Source organism: Chimaeribacter sp. YP20170169 (assembly GCF_056739715.1).
Genome location: NZ_CP176824.1, coordinates 2,845,127 through 2,859,332 on the forward strand (window position 1 = coordinate 2,845,127; position 14,206 = coordinate 2,859,332).

General features: G+C 64.6%; 13 protein-coding genes and 1 pseudogene. 10 read left to right on the top strand and 4 right to left on the bottom strand.

Annotated features, from left to right (window positions below):
- Window positions 1–120: 120 nt before the first annotated feature.
- The gene (gene purE / locus ACK3SD_RS12975; protein WP_137763944.1) at window positions 121–630 is read left to right on the top strand and encodes a 5-(carboxyamino)imidazole ribonucleotide mutase; all 510 of its coding nucleotides are present in this window, start codon (window positions 121–123) and stop codon (window positions 628–630) included.
- Window positions 627–1,691: a 5-(carboxyamino)imidazole ribonucleotide synthase gene (purK, locus tag ACK3SD_RS12980; RefSeq protein WP_481125759.1), complete on the top strand. Its 1,065-nt coding sequence runs from the start codon at window positions 627–629 to the stop codon at window positions 1,689–1,691. Before purE ends, purK begins: the two co-directional genes overlap by 4 nt.
- A gap of 39 nt (window positions 1,692–1,730) precedes the next feature.
- Here the strand turns inward: purK and ybbP are convergent, their stop codons facing one another.
- Together ybbP and ybbA are read right to left on the bottom strand one after the other, a co-directional pair.
- Window positions 1,731–4,163 (bottom strand): putative ABC transporter permease subunit YbbP, encoded by a 2,433-nt coding sequence (gene ybbP, locus ACK3SD_RS12985; RefSeq protein ID WP_481125760.1) that lies wholly within the window; start codon window positions 4,161–4,163, stop codon window positions 1,731–1,733.
- Window positions 4,160–4,846, bottom strand: a complete 687-nt coding sequence (gene ybbA, locus ACK3SD_RS12990) for a putative ABC transporter ATP-binding protein YbbA (RefSeq protein WP_137763947.1) — start codon at window positions 4,844–4,846, stop codon at window positions 4,160–4,162. Before ybbA ends, ybbP begins: the two co-directional genes overlap by 4 nt.
- Here ybbA and tesA point away from each other — a divergent pair.
- The 5 genes from tesA (at window position 4,817) to ACK3SD_RS13015 (ending at window position 8,727) form a co-directional block, all read left to right on the top strand.
- Window positions 4,817–5,452, top strand: coding sequence for a multifunctional acyl-CoA thioesterase I/protease I/lysophospholipase L1 (gene tesA, locus ACK3SD_RS12995; RefSeq protein ID WP_168195895.1), 636 nt, complete (start codon window positions 4,817–4,819; stop codon window positions 5,450–5,452). The two genes, ybbA and tesA, sit on opposite strands and share 30 nt — an antisense overlap.
- Window positions 5,453–5,480: 28 nt before the next feature.
- Window positions 5,481–6,257 carry an SDR family oxidoreductase gene (locus tag ACK3SD_RS13000; protein WP_481125761.1) on the top strand — a complete coding sequence of 259 codons (777 nt, stop codon included), beginning with the start codon at window positions 5,481–5,483 and terminating at the stop codon, window positions 6,255–6,257.
- Between the two features lie 73 nt (window positions 6,258–6,330).
- Window positions 6,331–7,188, top strand: coding sequence for a co-chaperone YbbN (locus ACK3SD_RS13005; RefSeq protein ID WP_481125762.1), 858 nt, complete (start codon window positions 6,331–6,333; stop codon window positions 7,186–7,188).
- Window positions 7,189–7,371: 183 nt separating this feature from the next.
- Window positions 7,372–8,271, top strand: a complete 900-nt coding sequence (locus tag ACK3SD_RS13010; RefSeq protein ID WP_481125763.1) for an SPFH domain-containing protein — start codon at window positions 7,372–7,374, stop codon at window positions 8,269–8,271.
- Window positions 8,272–8,727 carry an NfeD family protein gene (locus ACK3SD_RS13015; protein WP_481125764.1) on the top strand — a complete coding sequence of 152 codons (456 nt, stop codon included), beginning with the start codon at window positions 8,272–8,274 and terminating at the stop codon, window positions 8,725–8,727.
- A gap of 37 nt (window positions 8,728–8,764) precedes the next feature.
- Here ACK3SD_RS13015 and ACK3SD_RS13020 read toward each other — a convergent pair.
- Window positions 8,765–8,972: pseudogene (locus ACK3SD_RS13020) on the bottom strand (PAAR domain-containing protein); the annotation flags it as partial.
- Between the two features lie 409 nt (window positions 8,973–9,381).
- The gene (gene cueR, locus ACK3SD_RS13025; RefSeq protein ID WP_481125765.1) at window positions 9,382–9,786 is read right to left on the bottom strand and encodes a Cu(I)-responsive transcriptional regulator; all 405 of its coding nucleotides are present in this window, start codon (window positions 9,784–9,786) and stop codon (window positions 9,382–9,384) included.
- 99 nt (window positions 9,787–9,885) lie between these two features.
- Here cueR and copA point away from each other — a divergent pair, with 99 nt between their 5' ends.
- The 3 genes from copA (at window position 9,886) to ybaK (ending at window position 14,206) form a co-directional block, all read left to right on the top strand.
- The gene (gene copA, locus ACK3SD_RS13030; protein WP_481125766.1) at window positions 9,886–12,609 is read left to right on the top strand and encodes a copper-exporting P-type ATPase CopA; all 2,724 of its coding nucleotides are present in this window, start codon (window positions 9,886–9,888) and stop codon (window positions 12,607–12,609) included.
- Window positions 12,610–12,716: 107 nt separating this feature from the next.
- The gene (locus ACK3SD_RS13035) at window positions 12,717–13,529 is read left to right on the top strand and encodes a TraB/GumN family protein (protein WP_481125767.1); all 813 of its coding nucleotides are present in this window, start codon (window positions 12,717–12,719) and stop codon (window positions 13,527–13,529) included.
- Window positions 13,530–13,726: 197 nt separating this feature from the next.
- Window positions 13,727–14,206 (top strand): Cys-tRNA(Pro)/Cys-tRNA(Cys) deacylase YbaK, encoded by a 480-nt coding sequence (gene ybaK, locus ACK3SD_RS13040; protein ID WP_137763969.1) that lies wholly within the window; start codon window positions 13,727–13,729, stop codon window positions 14,204–14,206.

Genomic DNA, 14,206 nt, shown 5'->3' on the forward strand with positions numbered 1-14,206 from the left:
GCAGCCTGCCAGCGCTACGCAACCGTTTTCCTTGCCCGCAGGCCATGCTATGATTTGCGCCCTCTCCGCCAGAAACAACCGCTCTGGCGACGCTTGCATATTCACAGGAGCACTACAGGCATGTCATCCAACCTTTCCCCGGCAAAGATCGCCATCGTCATGGGGTCCAAGAGTGACTGGGCCACCATGCAGTTTGCCGCTGAAATCCTCACCACGCTGAATGTCGCCTTCCACGTTGAGGTGGTCTCTGCCCACCGCACTCCCGACAAGTTGTTTAGCTTTGCTGAGCAGGCGGCGGGCAATGGCATTGATGTGATCATTGCCGGCGCGGGCGGCGCGGCGCACCTGCCGGGAATGCTGGCAGCGAAGACGCTGGTGCCGGTGCTGGGCGTGCCGGTGCAGAGCGCGGCACTGAGTGGCGTGGACAGCCTGTACTCCATCGTGCAGATGCCGCGCGGCATCCCGGTCGGGACGCTGGCGATTGGCAAGGCGGGCGCGGCGAACGCGGCGCTGCTGGCGGCGCAGATTGTAGCGCTGCACGATGCCGAACTGGCCAGCCGTCTGGCGGCCTGGCGTCAGGCGCAGACGGACGAGGTGCTCAACCATCCCGATCCGCGGGAGGAGGCATGAAGCCGGTTTGCGTACTGGGCAACGGCCAGCTTGGCCGGATGCTGCGTCAGGCGGGCGAGCCGCTGGGGATCGCCGTCTACCCGGTTGGGCTGGATGCCGAGCCAGAGGCGGTGCCGTTCCAACAGAGCGTGATCACCGCGGAGATTGAGCGCTGGCCGGAGACCGCCCTCACCCGCCAGCTCGCCGACCACCCGGCGTTCGTCAACCGTGACATCTTCCCGCGGCTGGCTGACCGCCTGACGCAGAAGCAGCTGCTGGACCAACTTGGGCTGGCGACCGCACCGTGGCAACTGCTGGCGGCCGCCGAGGAGTGGCCGCAGGTGTTCAGCACGCTGGGCGATCTGGCGATCGTCAAGCGCCGCGTCGGTGGCTATGATGGCCGCGGCCAGTGGCGCCTGCGTCCCGGCGAGGAGCCGAGCCTGCCTACGGAGTGCTACGGCGAGTGCATCGTTGAGCAGGGCATCGCCTTCTCCGGCGAAGTCTCGCTAGTGGGCGCGCGCGGCCACGACGGCACCATGGTGTTCTACCCGCTGACCCACAACCTGCACGAAGAGGGCATCCTGCGCACCAGCGTCGCCCTGCCCGCGCCAGACGCCGCGCTGCAACAGCAGGCGGAGTCGATGCTGTCGGCGATCATGCAGGAGCTGGGCTACGTCGGCGTGATGGCGATGGAGTGCTTCGTGGTGGAACAGGGGCTGCTGATCAACGAGCTGGCCCCGCGTGTCCATAACAGCGGCCACTGGACGCAGAATGGTGCCTCCATCAGCCAGTTCGAGCTGCACCTGCGCGCCATCCTTGGCCTGCCGCTGCCGCAGCCGGTGGTGAGCGCCCCGTCCGTGATAGTCAATCTGATCGGCACCGACGTCAATCTGGCGTGGCTTGGCCTGCCGCTGGTCAACCTGCACTGGTATGAGAAAGAGGTACGGCCGGGCCGCAAGGTGGGTCACCTCAACCTCAGCGACCCGGATCGCGACGCCCTGCGCCGGACGCTGGCGGCGCTGGTGCCGCTGCTGCCGCCAGAGTACCAGAGCGGCATCAGCTGGGCGCAAGCCACCCTGTAGCCCACAAAAAAACCCCAGCCAGGCTGGGGTTCTTTTTGGCTAGCCCTCGTAATGCCGGAACAGCGCCCGTCCACGCAACAGCCGCACACCCAGCCAGCCACCGCACAGTGACAGCAGCAGCGCGCTCAACAGCGGCAGCAGCCACCACAGCATCAGGTTCGGCTCCCACGGGAAGTCAAATACCCGCGTCTGCAACAGCCACAGCGCCGCCTCTGCCCCGACCACCGCCGCCACGCCAGCTACCAGCCCGAGCACCGCGAACTCACACCACAGGGTGCCGCGCAGCAGCCGTTTGCCCGCGCCAAGGGTGCGATAGACCACCAGCTCCTGCCGACGCTGGCGCATCCCCACCTGGATTTGGGCCAGCAACAGCAGCGTGCCGCAGATCATCACCAGTACCACCATCACCTCCAGCGCGCGGCTGACCTGCGCCAGCACTTGTCCCACCTGTTTGATGATCGCACCGACATCCAGCAGGCTGAGGGTCGGGAACTGGCGGTTAAGCTGCGACACCATGCGGCTGTCGCCCTGATAGCGGAAGCTGGTCAGCCAGGTCTGCGGCTGGCTGTCCAATGCGCCCGGCGGGAAGATGAAGTAGAAGTTGGGTCGCAGGCTCTCCCAATCCACCTTGCGCGCGCTGCTGATGGTGGCGGAGAACTCCTGAGTGTCGCCGCTGAAGGTCAGCCGATCACCCACTCCCAGCCCCAAGCGCTCCGCAATGCCCTGCTCAATCGACACCTCCCCCTCTTTCGGCGGCCACTGGCCCGCCACCAGCGGATTGTGGGGCGGCAGTTCCGCCTGCCAGGTCAGGTTGAGTTCGCGGTTGACCGCCTCGCCGCCCGGATCGCTCTCCTTCACCCGCTCGGTCGCCACCTGCTGGTTAATCTTGCTCAGCCGCACCCGCACCACCGGGTAGAAGGTGGAGGGCGTCACCTGATGTGCTTGCAGGAACTCCGTCACCTGCGGCACCTGCTCCTGCGTCATGTTCAACAGGAAATAGTTGGGGCTTTCGGGCGGCAGTTGCTGCTGCCAGCGGTCGAGCAGGTCACCGCGCATCACCAGCAGCAAGGCCAGCAGCATAAATGACATCGAGAAGGCCGCGAGCTGGCTGAGCGTCACCCAAGGCTGGCGCAGCAGGCGGTTGACCGCCAACCGCAGCGCCAGTTGCCGTAGCGTCAGGCGGCGCAACAGCAGCAGGCCGCCCCAGCCAATCAGGCCGAGCAGCAGCGCCAGCACCAGAATGCCAGCCAGCAGCGACCAGAGCAGTTGGCTGCCGCCCACCAGTAGCGCCAGCATCCCGACCACCAGCAAGAGAATCGCTGGCAGGTAGTATTTGAGCGGCCAGACGGCGGCCACCGCGTCACGGCGCAGCACGCGCAGCGGCTGGGTTGCCAGCAGCTGGCGGTAGGGGCGCAGCCCCACCAGCAGCGAAATCAGTACCAGCGCGCCAAGCGCCCAGATCCACGGCCACAACCCAGCCGGCGGCAAGGCGGCGGGCAGTACCGGTGCCAGCGCGCGTAGCAGCGCCAGCTCAAACAGCTTGCCGATGGCGCTACCTGCCACCGCCGCCAGCAGCAGCACCGACAGCCACTGCCCGACAATCAGCCGCTGCAACGCGCGCCGGCCAGCGCCGAGCGTCTTCAGCACCGCCACCAGATCGTAGCGGCTGCGGCAGTAATGGCCCATCGCCACCGCCACCGCCGACACCGAGAGCAGCAGCGTCAGCAGTGCCGACAGCAGCAGGAATTGCTGGGAGCGTTGCAGCGACTTGCTGAGCGGGCCGCCCGACTCCTCCAGCCCATACCAGCGCTGGTCGGGCGTCAGCTGCGGCGTCAGACTGTCGCCAAAGCGCGCCAGATCCGCTGGCTTTCCGGCGAACAGGTAGCGGTAGGTGAGGCGGCTGCCGGGCTGGATCGCCCCGGTCTTCGCCACGTCACTGATGTCCATGATCAGGCGCGGCGCCATCTGGAACGGGTTGAAGCCAGCGTCCGGCTCCTGCACCACCACCCCGGCGATGCGCAGCGTGGTGTCGCCCACATCCAGATTATCCCCGACGCGTTTGTCGAGCAGCGCCAGCAGCCGCGGGGCCACCAGCACCTGACCGGGCGCGACGCGCTGCCCCGGCGGATCAGTTTGCAGTTCGCCATAGAGTGGGTAGGCGCGGTCGGTGGCCTTCACCGACGCCAGTTGCGGCCGGTCACCGGCGTAGGCCATGGTCATGAAGGAGAGCTGCTGGCTGACCGTCAGCCCCTGCTGGCGCGCCTCCAGCAGCCACCCCTCCGGCACCGGGTGGGCGCTGCGCAATACCCGGTCGGCGGCGAGGAAGTCGCGGCTCTGCTGGCTTAGCCCCTTCTCCATCCGGTCACTGAGGGTGCCGAGCGCCAGCACACAGGCCACCGCCAGCGTCAGCGCCAGCCAGACAATCAGCAGCGAGGGGGAGCGCCACTCGCGCCAGAACCAGCGGGCAATCATGCCTCCTCCCATAATTTGCCGTCACGCAGCCGCAGCCGACGCTGGCAGCGCGCGGCCAGTTCATTGTCGTGGGTCACCAGAATCAGGGTGGTGGCGTAGTCGCGGTTGAGGGAGAAAAGCTGGTCGGCGATGCGGTCGCCGGTCTGGCGGTCGAGGTTGCCGGTCGGCTCATCCGCGAACAGCACTTTCGGATGGCCGATAAAGGCGCGCGCCAGCGCCACCCGCTGCTGCTCACCGCCGGAGAGCTGCGCGGGCAAGTGGGTCAGGCGCTGCCCCAGCCCCAGCTGCGCCAGCAGCTGGGCCGCCTGCTCACGGCTCTGCTTCTCGCTGTCGCCCCGCAACAGCGCCGGCAGTTGGACGTTCTCCAATGCATTTAGCGTCGGCACCAGCATAAAGGACTGGAACACGAACCCGACGTTCTGCGCCCGCAGCGCCGCCCTTCCCTCCTCATCCAGACTGCCGAGCGAGTGGCCGAGCAGCCGCACGTCCCCCTCACTGCCATCATCCAGCCCGGCGAGGATGCCAAGCAGCGTGGACTTGCCGGAGCCGGACTCGCCAATCAGCGCTAGGGTCTGCGCGGGTTTGACAAGCAGGTCAACTCCGGTGAGGATGGAAAGCCTGTGCTCACCCTGACCGACGTGCTTACTAAGATGATGAACTTCAAGAACGTTTTCCGCTGGCATCTGCCCTTCCTTTTGCTGTTGGGATTGTTCAGCCTGCGCGCTGCCGCGGCTGATACCCTGTTGATTTTAGGCGATAGTTTAAGCGCCGGTTACCGGATGCCGGTTGCCAACGCCTGGCCGACGCTGCTGGCCGACAACTGGCGGCAGTCCCCCTCCGCGCCACGGCTGGTGAATGCCAGCATCAGCGGCAATACCGCAGCGCAGGGGCTGGCGCGTCTGCCGGCCCTGCTAAAACAGCATCAACCCCGTTGGGTGCTGATTGAGTTGGGCGCCAACGATGGCCTGCGCGGCTTTGCGCCGCAGGACATCCAGCAAACCCTGAGCAGGATCATTGAGTTGGTGAAACAGGCGGACGCCCAGCCGTTGCTGATGCAAATCCGTTTGCCGCCCAACTATGGGCATCGCTACGGCGATGCGTTTTACAATATCTACCCGGCGCTGGCGGCGCAGTATGAAGTGCCGCTGTTGCCGTTCTTTATGGAGCAGGTGGCGATCAAGCCGCAGTGGATGCAAGACGACGGCCTGCACCCCAACCGGGACGCCCAGCCGTTTATCGCGGACTGGATGGCGGAGCGCCTCGCCCCTTTAGTAAATCATGCGTCTTAAAAAATAGGGAAAGTGAACAGGTAAAGTTATGCAAAAAGCGGTATTGATTACCGGCTGCTCCAGCGGGATTGGCCTGATTGCCGCGCAGGATCTGCGCAACCGCGGCTACCGGGTGTTGGCCGCCTGCCGCCGTCTGGAGGATGTCGGCAACCTGCGCGAGCTGGGGTTTGAGAGCCTGGCGCTGGATCTGGATGACCCCGCAAGCGTTGATCGCGCCGCTGACGAGGTGATCGCCCTGACCGGCAACCGGCTCTACGGCCTGTTCAACAATGCTGGCTTTGGCGTCTATGGCCCGCTGCACACTCTGAGCCGTAGCCAGCTGGAGGGGCAGTTCGCCAGCAACCTGTTTGGCGTCCACCAGCTGACGATGCGGCTGTTGCCCGCGATGCAGGCGCACGGCGAGGGGCGCATCATCCAGACCAGTTCGGTGATGGGGCTGGTGAGCACGCCGGGCCGCGGCGCCTATGCCGCCAGCAAATATGCGTTGGAGGCATGGTCTGACACCCTGCGCATGGAGCTGCACGGCACCGGTATCCAGGTCAGCCTGATTGAGCCGGGGCCGCTCAGCACCCACTTCACGCAGAACGTCAACCAGACGCAGAGCGACAAGCCGGTGAAAAATCCGGGCATCGCCGCACGTTTCACGCTGCCGCCAGAGGCGGTATTGCCCAAGTTGCGCCATGCTTTGGAGAGTCCCACCGCCCGCCTGCGCTACCCGGTGACGCTGGTGGCCCACGCGCTCAGCCTGCTGCGCCGGCTGCTGCCGGGGCGGGCGCTGGATTGGCTGCTGCGCAGGAAAAGTTAATCAGGATGGACCGGGGGGTTGAAGCGCGGCTGGCTGCCCCCATCTACCTTAGAAACGGATGAGAGAGAATGCCATGCTAGCACAAGCCACAGTTGTAGAGATTAATGAAGCCAACCTGCACCAGACGCTGGAGCAGTCGATGTCTGTCCCGGTGCTGTTCTATTTCTGGTCAGAGCGTAGCCAGCACTGCCAGCAACTGACGCCGGTTCTGGATCGTCTGGCGGCGGAGTACGCTGGCCAGTTCATCCTGGCGAAAGTGGACTGCGATGCCGAGCAGATGGTGGCCTCCCAGTTCGGTCTGCGCTCCATTCCCACGGTTTACCTGTTCAAAGAGGGCCAGCCGGTGGACGGCTTCCAAGGCCCGCAGCCGGAAGAGGCGATCCGCGCCCTGCTGGAGAAGGTGCTGCCGCGCCCGGAAGAGCTGAAAGCCGCCGAAGCGGCGCAGCTGATGCAGGAGGAGCGTTATAGCGAGGCGCTGCCGCTGCTGAAAGAGGCCTGGCAGTTGAGCAACCAGAACAGTGAGATTGGGTTCCTGCTGGCAGAGACCCAGCTGCACCTGAACCGCAGCGATGACGCGGAGGCGGTGCTGGCGGTGGTGCCGTTGCAGGATCGCGATACCCGTTACCAGAGTCTGGTGGCGCAGATTGAGCTGCTGAAGCAGGCGGCCGATAGCCCAGAGATCCAGCAGCTGCAACAGCAGATGGCGCAGAACCCGGAAGATGCCGAACTGGCGATGAAGCTGGCGCTGCAACTGCACCAGGTAGGCCGCAATGAAGAGGCGTTGGCGTTGCTGATGGGCTTCCTGACGCGTGACCTTGGCGCGGCCAACGGCGGCGCGCGCAAGACGCTGATGGACATTCTGGCCGCGCTCGGCACCGGCGATGCGCTGGCGGCAAAATATCGCCGTAAACTCTATTCACTGCTCTACTGATTCACTGCCAATCCATCACCCCGGAGCCGGCTTTCCCCGCCGGCTCCCCCCTTCCCCGCTTTTTTTGCCCGATTTTCGCGCATTTCTCCGCCTCTGCTTGCCCATTATGGCTATCGTTTTATGATCTGCGGATCGGCGGCGTGCCCGCCGTAGACCTCAGGACAGCCTTACAGGAGTTTTGCTATGTTTACCGTCATTCCGATTATTGTGGTGTTGCTGGTGGTGGTGTTTGCCGGCGTAAAAACCGTGCCGCAGGGCTACCAGTGGACAGTGGAGCGCTTTGGCCGCTACACCAAGACGCTGATGCCCGGTCTCAACCTGATTGTGCCCTTTATGGATCGCATTGGCCGCAAGATCAATATGATGGAGCAGGTGCTGGATATTCCGTCGCAGGAGATTATCTCCCGTGACAACGCCAACGTGGCGATTGACGCGGTCTGCTTTATTCAGGTGATTGACCCGGCGCGCGCCGCCTATGAGGTGAGCAACCTGGAGCAGGCGATCGTTAACCTCACCATGACCAATATCCGTACCGTGCTCGGCTCGATGGAGCTGGATGAGATGCTTTCGCAGCGCGACAACATCAACACCCGCCTGTTGCAGATTGTGGATGAGGCGACCAACCCGTGGGGCATCAAGATCACCCGCATTGAGATCCGCGACGTGCGACCGCCGGCGGAGCTGATTGACTCGATGAACGCGCAGATGAAGGCGGAGCGCACCAAGCGCGCCGACATTCTGGAGGCTGAGGGGGTGCGTCAGGCGGCGATCTTGCGCGCCGAGGGGGAGAAGCAGGCGCAGATCCTGAAGGCCGAGGGCGAGCGCCAGTCGGCGTTCCTTCAGGCGGAGGCGCGTGAGCGGGAGGCGCTGGCAGAAGCACAAGCGACCAAAATGGTCTCCGAGGCGATTGCCGCTGGCAACGTGCAAGCGATCAATTACTTCGTCGCGCAAAAGTATACCGACGCCCTGCAACAGATTGGCTCTGCCAACAACAGCAAGGTGATCATGATGCCGGTTGACGCCACCAGCCTGATGGGTTCGATTGGTGGCATCGCCGAACTGCTGAACGAGAGCAAAAAATAGATGTGGCAAACACTGGCGCTTCACCCGCAGGGCATCTGGCTGACGCTCGGCGGCCTGCTGCTGGCGGCGGAGATGCTCGGCGCGGGCGGTTATCTGCTCTGGAGCGGCGTGGCGGCGATGCTGACCGGCCTGCTGCTCTGGCTACTGCCGCTCGGCTGGGAAGTACAACTGTTGGCCTTCGCGCTGCTGACGCTGCTCACCGCCGGCGGCTGGTGGCTCTGGCTGAAACGCCGCCCCGGCACCCCAGCGGCCCGGCGGCTCAACCGGCGCGGCGAGCAGCTGGTCGGCACCCGCGCTACCCTGCGCGCGCCGCTGCACAACGGCTACGGCCGGCTGGAGATTGGTGACAGCAGCTGGCGCATCCACAGCGATGCGCCATTGCAGGCCGGCGACGAAGTGGAGGTCGTCGCCATCGACGGCATCACGCTAGAGGTGCGGCCGCTGCGCCGCCCATAAATAGCGGCTTGAAGTAGTCGAGCCCCCTGGGGGCTTATTTCTCATCGGTATCCTGCATCATCGACGGAATGAACGTTGCCTTGCAGGGGCAGGTGCTGTAGCAGTCGAGAGTTCCAGCCACTCGCCTGCCGTGAAGGGTGTCGTTATCCATGCCACTGGCTATTTTGTAGCGTCCGGCAGGTCACACTCTCCTGTTCCTAAGCAGCAGGTTTATTGAACAAAGTATGATCCTCTGCCCCCGTCATGATCTTACCGCCATAGGTCGTTTTATCAGCCGCGCTGATGGCACAGAGCCGGTTTGCCGTTGCTGCCAGCAGTGCCCGTTTTCGATGCGTGACGACGCCTGTTGTCTCCTAACTCGAGCCAGCGTAAAGCGGATAACAGGTAATTAGTAATATTATCAAACACAAATGATATTTAAGCATGGCTACAATCTTCTTGTAGGATTAAGTAGCTGCTTGGAATAGTAGATCATCTTCAGTCCAGCTTATGCAATTTGATGAAGCCCTGAAAATCCCCACTCAATTGCCAGTCAAAGTAATGCCGAACAAGCACCAATACTGGCCAATATTAAAGGGAGTTCTCCACTTTATGTAATGACCAGCCCGTTTCCGGATATCGGTATGGGCTGGCAAAAATGTGGCAATGCTTAGATTATTTAGGCGCGTGGCAGCAGCCAGTCAGGTTGTCGATAATTGGGCAGGCGGCCCCGTCGTCGCCGGGGCACTGCTCGGCCAGCGCCAACAGGCGGGCGCGCATCAGCTGGAGTTCGTCAATATGCCGTTCGATCTCCGCTGCCTTCTCCAGCGTGCGTGCCTTGACGTCTGCACTGTGGCGCGCCGGATCGTGGAACAGCGCCAGCAGCTCGCGGCACTCCTCCAGGGTAAAGCCCACCTGCCGCGCCTGACGCAGCAGGGTCAACTCTTCAATATGTTTCATACTGTAGGTGCGATAGCCGTTGAGACTACGCGCCGGCAGGGTGACCAGCCCCTTCTCTTCATAAAAACGGATTGCCTTGCTGGTCAGGCCGGTTTTTTTTGCCACATCACTGATGTTCATGGTGCTGCCCCTTGACCTTCCTGTTGCTGGAAGGTTTATTCTGCCACACATTGCCAAAGCAGGCTCCCCCTGCGTATCGGCCAGAGAGAGGAGAACCCCATGTCTGCCACTACCCTGCTCGCCCTGCATGGGCTGAGCTGCCAACACTGCGTCCAGCGGGTGAAAAAGAGTCTGGAGGCGCTGCCGCAGGTCACGGCCGCCGAGGTTGGGCTGCACTACGCCCGCGTCGCCGGCGAGGTGCCGGCGCAACAGTTGATTGAGAACGTTGAACAGGCTGGCTACGAGGCACAGCTGGCCAGCCAGCCGGATATCGAGCTGCCACTGGATGGCCTAAGCTGCGGCCACTGCATCCGTGCGGTGCAGCAGGCGCTGGAAGCCGTACCGGGCGTGGCGGCGGCGGAGGTCTCCCTCGACCATGCGCGCGTCTTCGGCCAGGCGGATCGCGCCGCGTTGCGGACAGCGGTCGAGGAGGCTGGCTATGCATCGCCGGAGCCAACGCTCCCAAAAACTGAGCCGCTGCCCCCTACTGCCCCTCTCCCGCCGGAACCTGAGGCAGCGGCCCCGATGGATACCCCGGCAACCCCTGGTGCAGCGGTGCATGTTGATCAGTCAGGCAAACACCTGCTGATCGGTGGCATGAGCTGCGCCAGTTGCGTCAATAAGGTACAGAACGCGCTGCAACAGGTGCCGGGCGTGGCGCAGGCGCGGGTTAACCTCGCCGATCGCAGCGCGCTGGTGCTGGGCGAGGCGGACAATGCGGCGCTGGTCGCCGCCGTCAGCCACGCCGGTTATGACGCGGAGATCATTGAGGATGACGCCGAGCGACGCGCGCGCCAGCAGCAGGGCAACCGCGTGGCGCTGCGGCGTTTTAGCTGGCAGGCGGCGCTGGCCCTGGCGGTCGGCGTGCCGCTGATGGCCTGGGGCCTGCTGGGCGGCAGCATGAGCGTGACGCCCGCCAACCAGACGCTGTGGCTGATGGTCGGCGTGCTGACGCTGGCGGTGCTCGCCATCGCCGGCGGCCACTTCTACCGCAACGCGTGGGTCAGCCTGACCCACGGCAGCGCCACCATGGACACACTGGTGGCGCTGGGCACCGGCGCGGCCTGGATCTACTCGATGCTGGTCAACCTCTGGCCGCAGCACTTCCCGCCACAGGCGCGCCACCTCTACTATGAGGCCAGCGTGATGATTGTTGGCCTGATTAACCTCGGCCATGCGCTGGAGCAGCGCGCCCGCCAGCGCTCCTCGCAGGCGCTGGAGCGGCTGCTCGACCTCACCCCGCCCACCGCGAAAGTGGTGGAGCCATCCGGTGAGCGCACCCTGCCGCTGGCGGAGGTGACGCGCGGCATGGCGCTGCGGTTGACCACCGGCGACCGGGTGCCGGTGGATGGCGAAATCCTGCGTGGCGAGGCCTGGCTGGATGAGGCGATGCTGACCGGCGAGGCCGTGCCGCAGCACAAGGGCGCGGGCGCCATGCTTCGCGCCGGTACGCTGGTGACTGACGGTAGTGTGGTGTTCCGCGCCGATGCCATTGGCAACCAGACCACGCTGGCGCGCATCATCCAGCTGGTGCGGCAGGCGCAGAGCAGCAAACCGGCGCTGGGCCGGTTGGCGGATCGCATCTCAGCGGTGTTTGTGCCGACGGTGGTGCTGATCGCGCTGTTCAGCGCCCTGATGTGGTATCTGTTCGGCCCTGCGCCACAGGGCATCTATACGCTGGTGGTGGCCACCACGGTGCTGATCATCGCCTGCCCCTGCGCACTGGGGCTGGCAACACCAATGTCGATCATCGCGGGCGTTGGCCGCGCCGCCGAGCTGGGGGTGTTGATCCGAGATGCCGACGCCCTCCAAAAAGCCGCCGCGCTGGATACGCTGGTGTTTGACAAGACCGGCACCTTGACCGAGGGACGCCCGCGCCTTACCGCGCTGGAGACGACCAACGGCATCAGCGAACAGCAGGCGCTGCGCTGGGCAGCCGCGCTGGAGCAAGGCTCCCACCACCCGTTGGCGCAGGCAATTTTGGCGCGGGTAGAGGGCATCCCACTGCCGGAAGCACAAGGGTTCCGCACCCTGGGCGGGCTGGGGCTGGAGGGAACGGTGGAGGGTAACCGGCTACTGCTTGGCAACCCGGCGCTGATGGCGCAGCGGCAGGTGGAGATTGGCCCGCTCGAGGCCGCGCTGCAACAGCAGACGGCGGCGGGCGCGACGCCGGTGCTGCTGGCGGTGGAGGGCCAGGTGGCGGCCCTGTTCGCCCTGCGCGATCCGCTGCGCGCCGACAGCCGGGCGGCGCTGCAAAGGTTACACGCCCAAGGCTATCAACTGGTGATGCTGACCGGTGACAACCCGGCCACGGCGCAGGCGATTGCCACCGAGGCGGGCATCGATCGGGTGATCGCTGGCGTGCTGCCCGATGGCAAGGCAGACGCGATTGCGCAGTTGCAACAGCAAGGGTGCCGCGTGGCGATGGTTGGCGACGGCATCAATGACGCGCCAGCGCTGGCGCAGGCCGACGTGGGCATCGCGATGGGCGGCGGCAGCGACGTGGCGGTGGAGACCGCCGCCCTGACGCTGATGCGCCCCTCGCTGGCTGGGGTGGCGGATGCCATCGCGCTGTCACGCGCCACGCTGCGCAACATGAAGCAGAATTTGCTGGGGGCCTTCATCTACAACAGCCTCGGCATCCCGGTGGCGGCGGGGGTGCTCTACCCGCTGACCGGTTCGCTGCTCAGCCCGGTGATTGCTGGCGCGGCGATGGCGCTCTCCTCCATCACCGTGGTCGGCAACGCCAACCGCCTGCTGCGCTACACCCCGCCGAAAGCCTGATGCACTGGCCGGGCACCCCGCCCGGCCCGCTCAATTCAGCCGAATCCCCCTACACCTGCCGCGCGCAAGCGGTTAGCATACGATGTATGAGCCATCAGGAGCCTTACATGAGAAAACTGCTGCACCGCCTTGCCTCGTTCGTCGGCCTGATTGCGCCGGTGGCCTATGCCTACCCGGCGCTGGATGTCAGCTTGCCGGGCGAGCGCCATCTCCATCTGGTCGGCAGCATCCATATGGGCACCATGGATATGTCGCCGCTGCCGCCAGCGCTGCTGGCGCAACTGAAGGGGGCGGATGCGCTGATCGTCGAGGCGGACATCAGCGGCAGTGAGTCGCCGTTCGGTAATCCGCCGCCACAGCCACCGCTGGCCGAGCGTCTGCCGCCAGCGCAGTACCGCCAGTTCCTCGATATCTGCGATACCCTCTCCGCCAACGAGGCGCAACTCGATCCACTGCCTGCCTGGCAGGTGGCGCTGATGTTGCAGGCGCGACAGGCGCAGCAGCTGGGGCTGCGGCCGGAGTATGGCGTCGATTACCAGCTAATTGCCGCCGCCGGCCAGCAACAGAAACGCATCATTGAACTGGAGGGGGCGCAACAGCAGGTCGAGCTGCTGGTGCAACTGCCCCAGGACGGGCTGATGCTGCTGGAGGATACCCTGACCCACTGGCACACCAACGCGCGCCTGCTGCAAACCATGATGGGCTGGTGGATGGCTGGCTCGTCAAGCGCCGCGGGCAAGGTGCTGCCCTCCACTTTCAGCAACGATCTCTATGATGTGCTGATGCACCAGCGCAACCGCCGCTGGCAACAGCTGCTGGTGGCGCTGCCGCCCGGTCGCTATGTGGTGGCGGTCGGGGCGCTACATCTGTATGGCGAGGGCAACCTGCCGGATCTGCTGAAAGGCGAGCGCGCGGGATAAAAAAGGGGCCAATATCGCTATTGGCCGTCAAAGAGGAATAACTCTATTTTTGTCTCTTGCAGGCCAGTGATGGCGCTGCCGGCGGCGCCAGAGTAACAATGGCCTGTCCCCTTGGCAATACGCGGCCTGTGCGTGCTCTTGCCGACGCCGGGGTTATCGCCAATAATCGGGCATCCGTCCACATTCAGGGAGAGGCCATGACACCCGCAATCAAACTTCTTGAAAAGCAGAAGGTTGCTTTCACGCTGCACGCCTATGAGCATGACAGTCACGACACCCACTTCGGCGAAGAGGCAGTAAAAAAGTTGGGGCTGGATGCCCGCCAGGTCTACAAAACCCTGCTGGTCTCACTCAATGGTGACGCCAAGGCGCTGGCGGTGGCGGTGACACCGGTGGCCTGCCAACTGGATTTGAAAAAGGTGGCGAAGGCGCTCGGCGCGAAAAAGGCCGAGATGGCTGACCCACAACTGGCGCAGCGCACCACCGGCTATCTGGTGGGCGGCATCAGCCCGCTGGGGCAGAAGAAACGCCTGCCGACGGTGATTGATGGCCCGGCGCAGGCGTTCGCCACCATCTATGTCTCTGGCGGCAAGCGTGGGCTGGATATTGAGTTGAACCCGCAAGACCTGCGGCGGCTGCTGGATGGGCTGTTCGCGGACATCGCCAAGGCCGGGTGA

Excerpts from the sequence above, each read along its gene's own strand:
- purE (WP_137763944.1), top strand. The coding sequence starts at position 121 with ATGTCATCCAACCTTTCCCCGGCAAAGATCGCCATCGTCATGGGGTCC.
- purK (WP_481125759.1), top strand. The coding sequence starts at position 627 with ATGAAGCCGGTTTGCGTACTGGGCAACGGCCAGCTTGGCCGGATGCTG.
- ybbP (WP_481125760.1), bottom strand. The coding sequence starts at position 4,163 with ATGATTGCCCGCTGGTTCTGGCGCGAGTGGCGCTCCCCCTCGCTGCTG.
- tesA (WP_168195895.1), top strand. The coding sequence starts at position 4,817 with ATGAACTTCAAGAACGTTTTCCGCTGGCATCTGCCCTTCCTTTTGCTG.
- ybbA (WP_137763947.1), bottom strand. The coding sequence starts at position 4,846 with ATGCCAGCGGAAAACGTTCTTGAAGTTCATCATCTTAGTAAGCACGTC.
- ACK3SD_RS13000 (WP_481125761.1), top strand. The coding sequence starts at position 5,481 with ATGCAAAAAGCGGTATTGATTACCGGCTGCTCCAGCGGGATTGGCCTG.
- ACK3SD_RS13005 (WP_481125762.1), top strand. The coding sequence starts at position 6,331 with ATGCTAGCACAAGCCACAGTTGTAGAGATTAATGAAGCCAACCTGCAC.
- ACK3SD_RS13010 (WP_481125763.1), top strand. The coding sequence starts at position 7,372 with ATGTTTACCGTCATTCCGATTATTGTGGTGTTGCTGGTGGTGGTGTTT.
- ACK3SD_RS13015 (WP_481125764.1), top strand. The coding sequence starts at position 8,272 with ATGTGGCAAACACTGGCGCTTCACCCGCAGGGCATCTGGCTGACGCTC.
- cueR (WP_481125765.1), bottom strand. The coding sequence starts at position 9,786 with ATGAACATCAGTGATGTGGCAAAAAAAACCGGCCTGACCAGCAAGGCA.
- copA (WP_481125766.1), top strand. The coding sequence starts at position 9,886 with ATGTCTGCCACTACCCTGCTCGCCCTGCATGGGCTGAGCTGCCAACAC.
- ACK3SD_RS13035 (WP_481125767.1), top strand. The coding sequence starts at position 12,717 with ATGAGAAAACTGCTGCACCGCCTTGCCTCGTTCGTCGGCCTGATTGCG.
- ybaK (WP_137763969.1), top strand. The coding sequence starts at position 13,727 with ATGACACCCGCAATCAAACTTCTTGAAAAGCAGAAGGTTGCTTTCACG.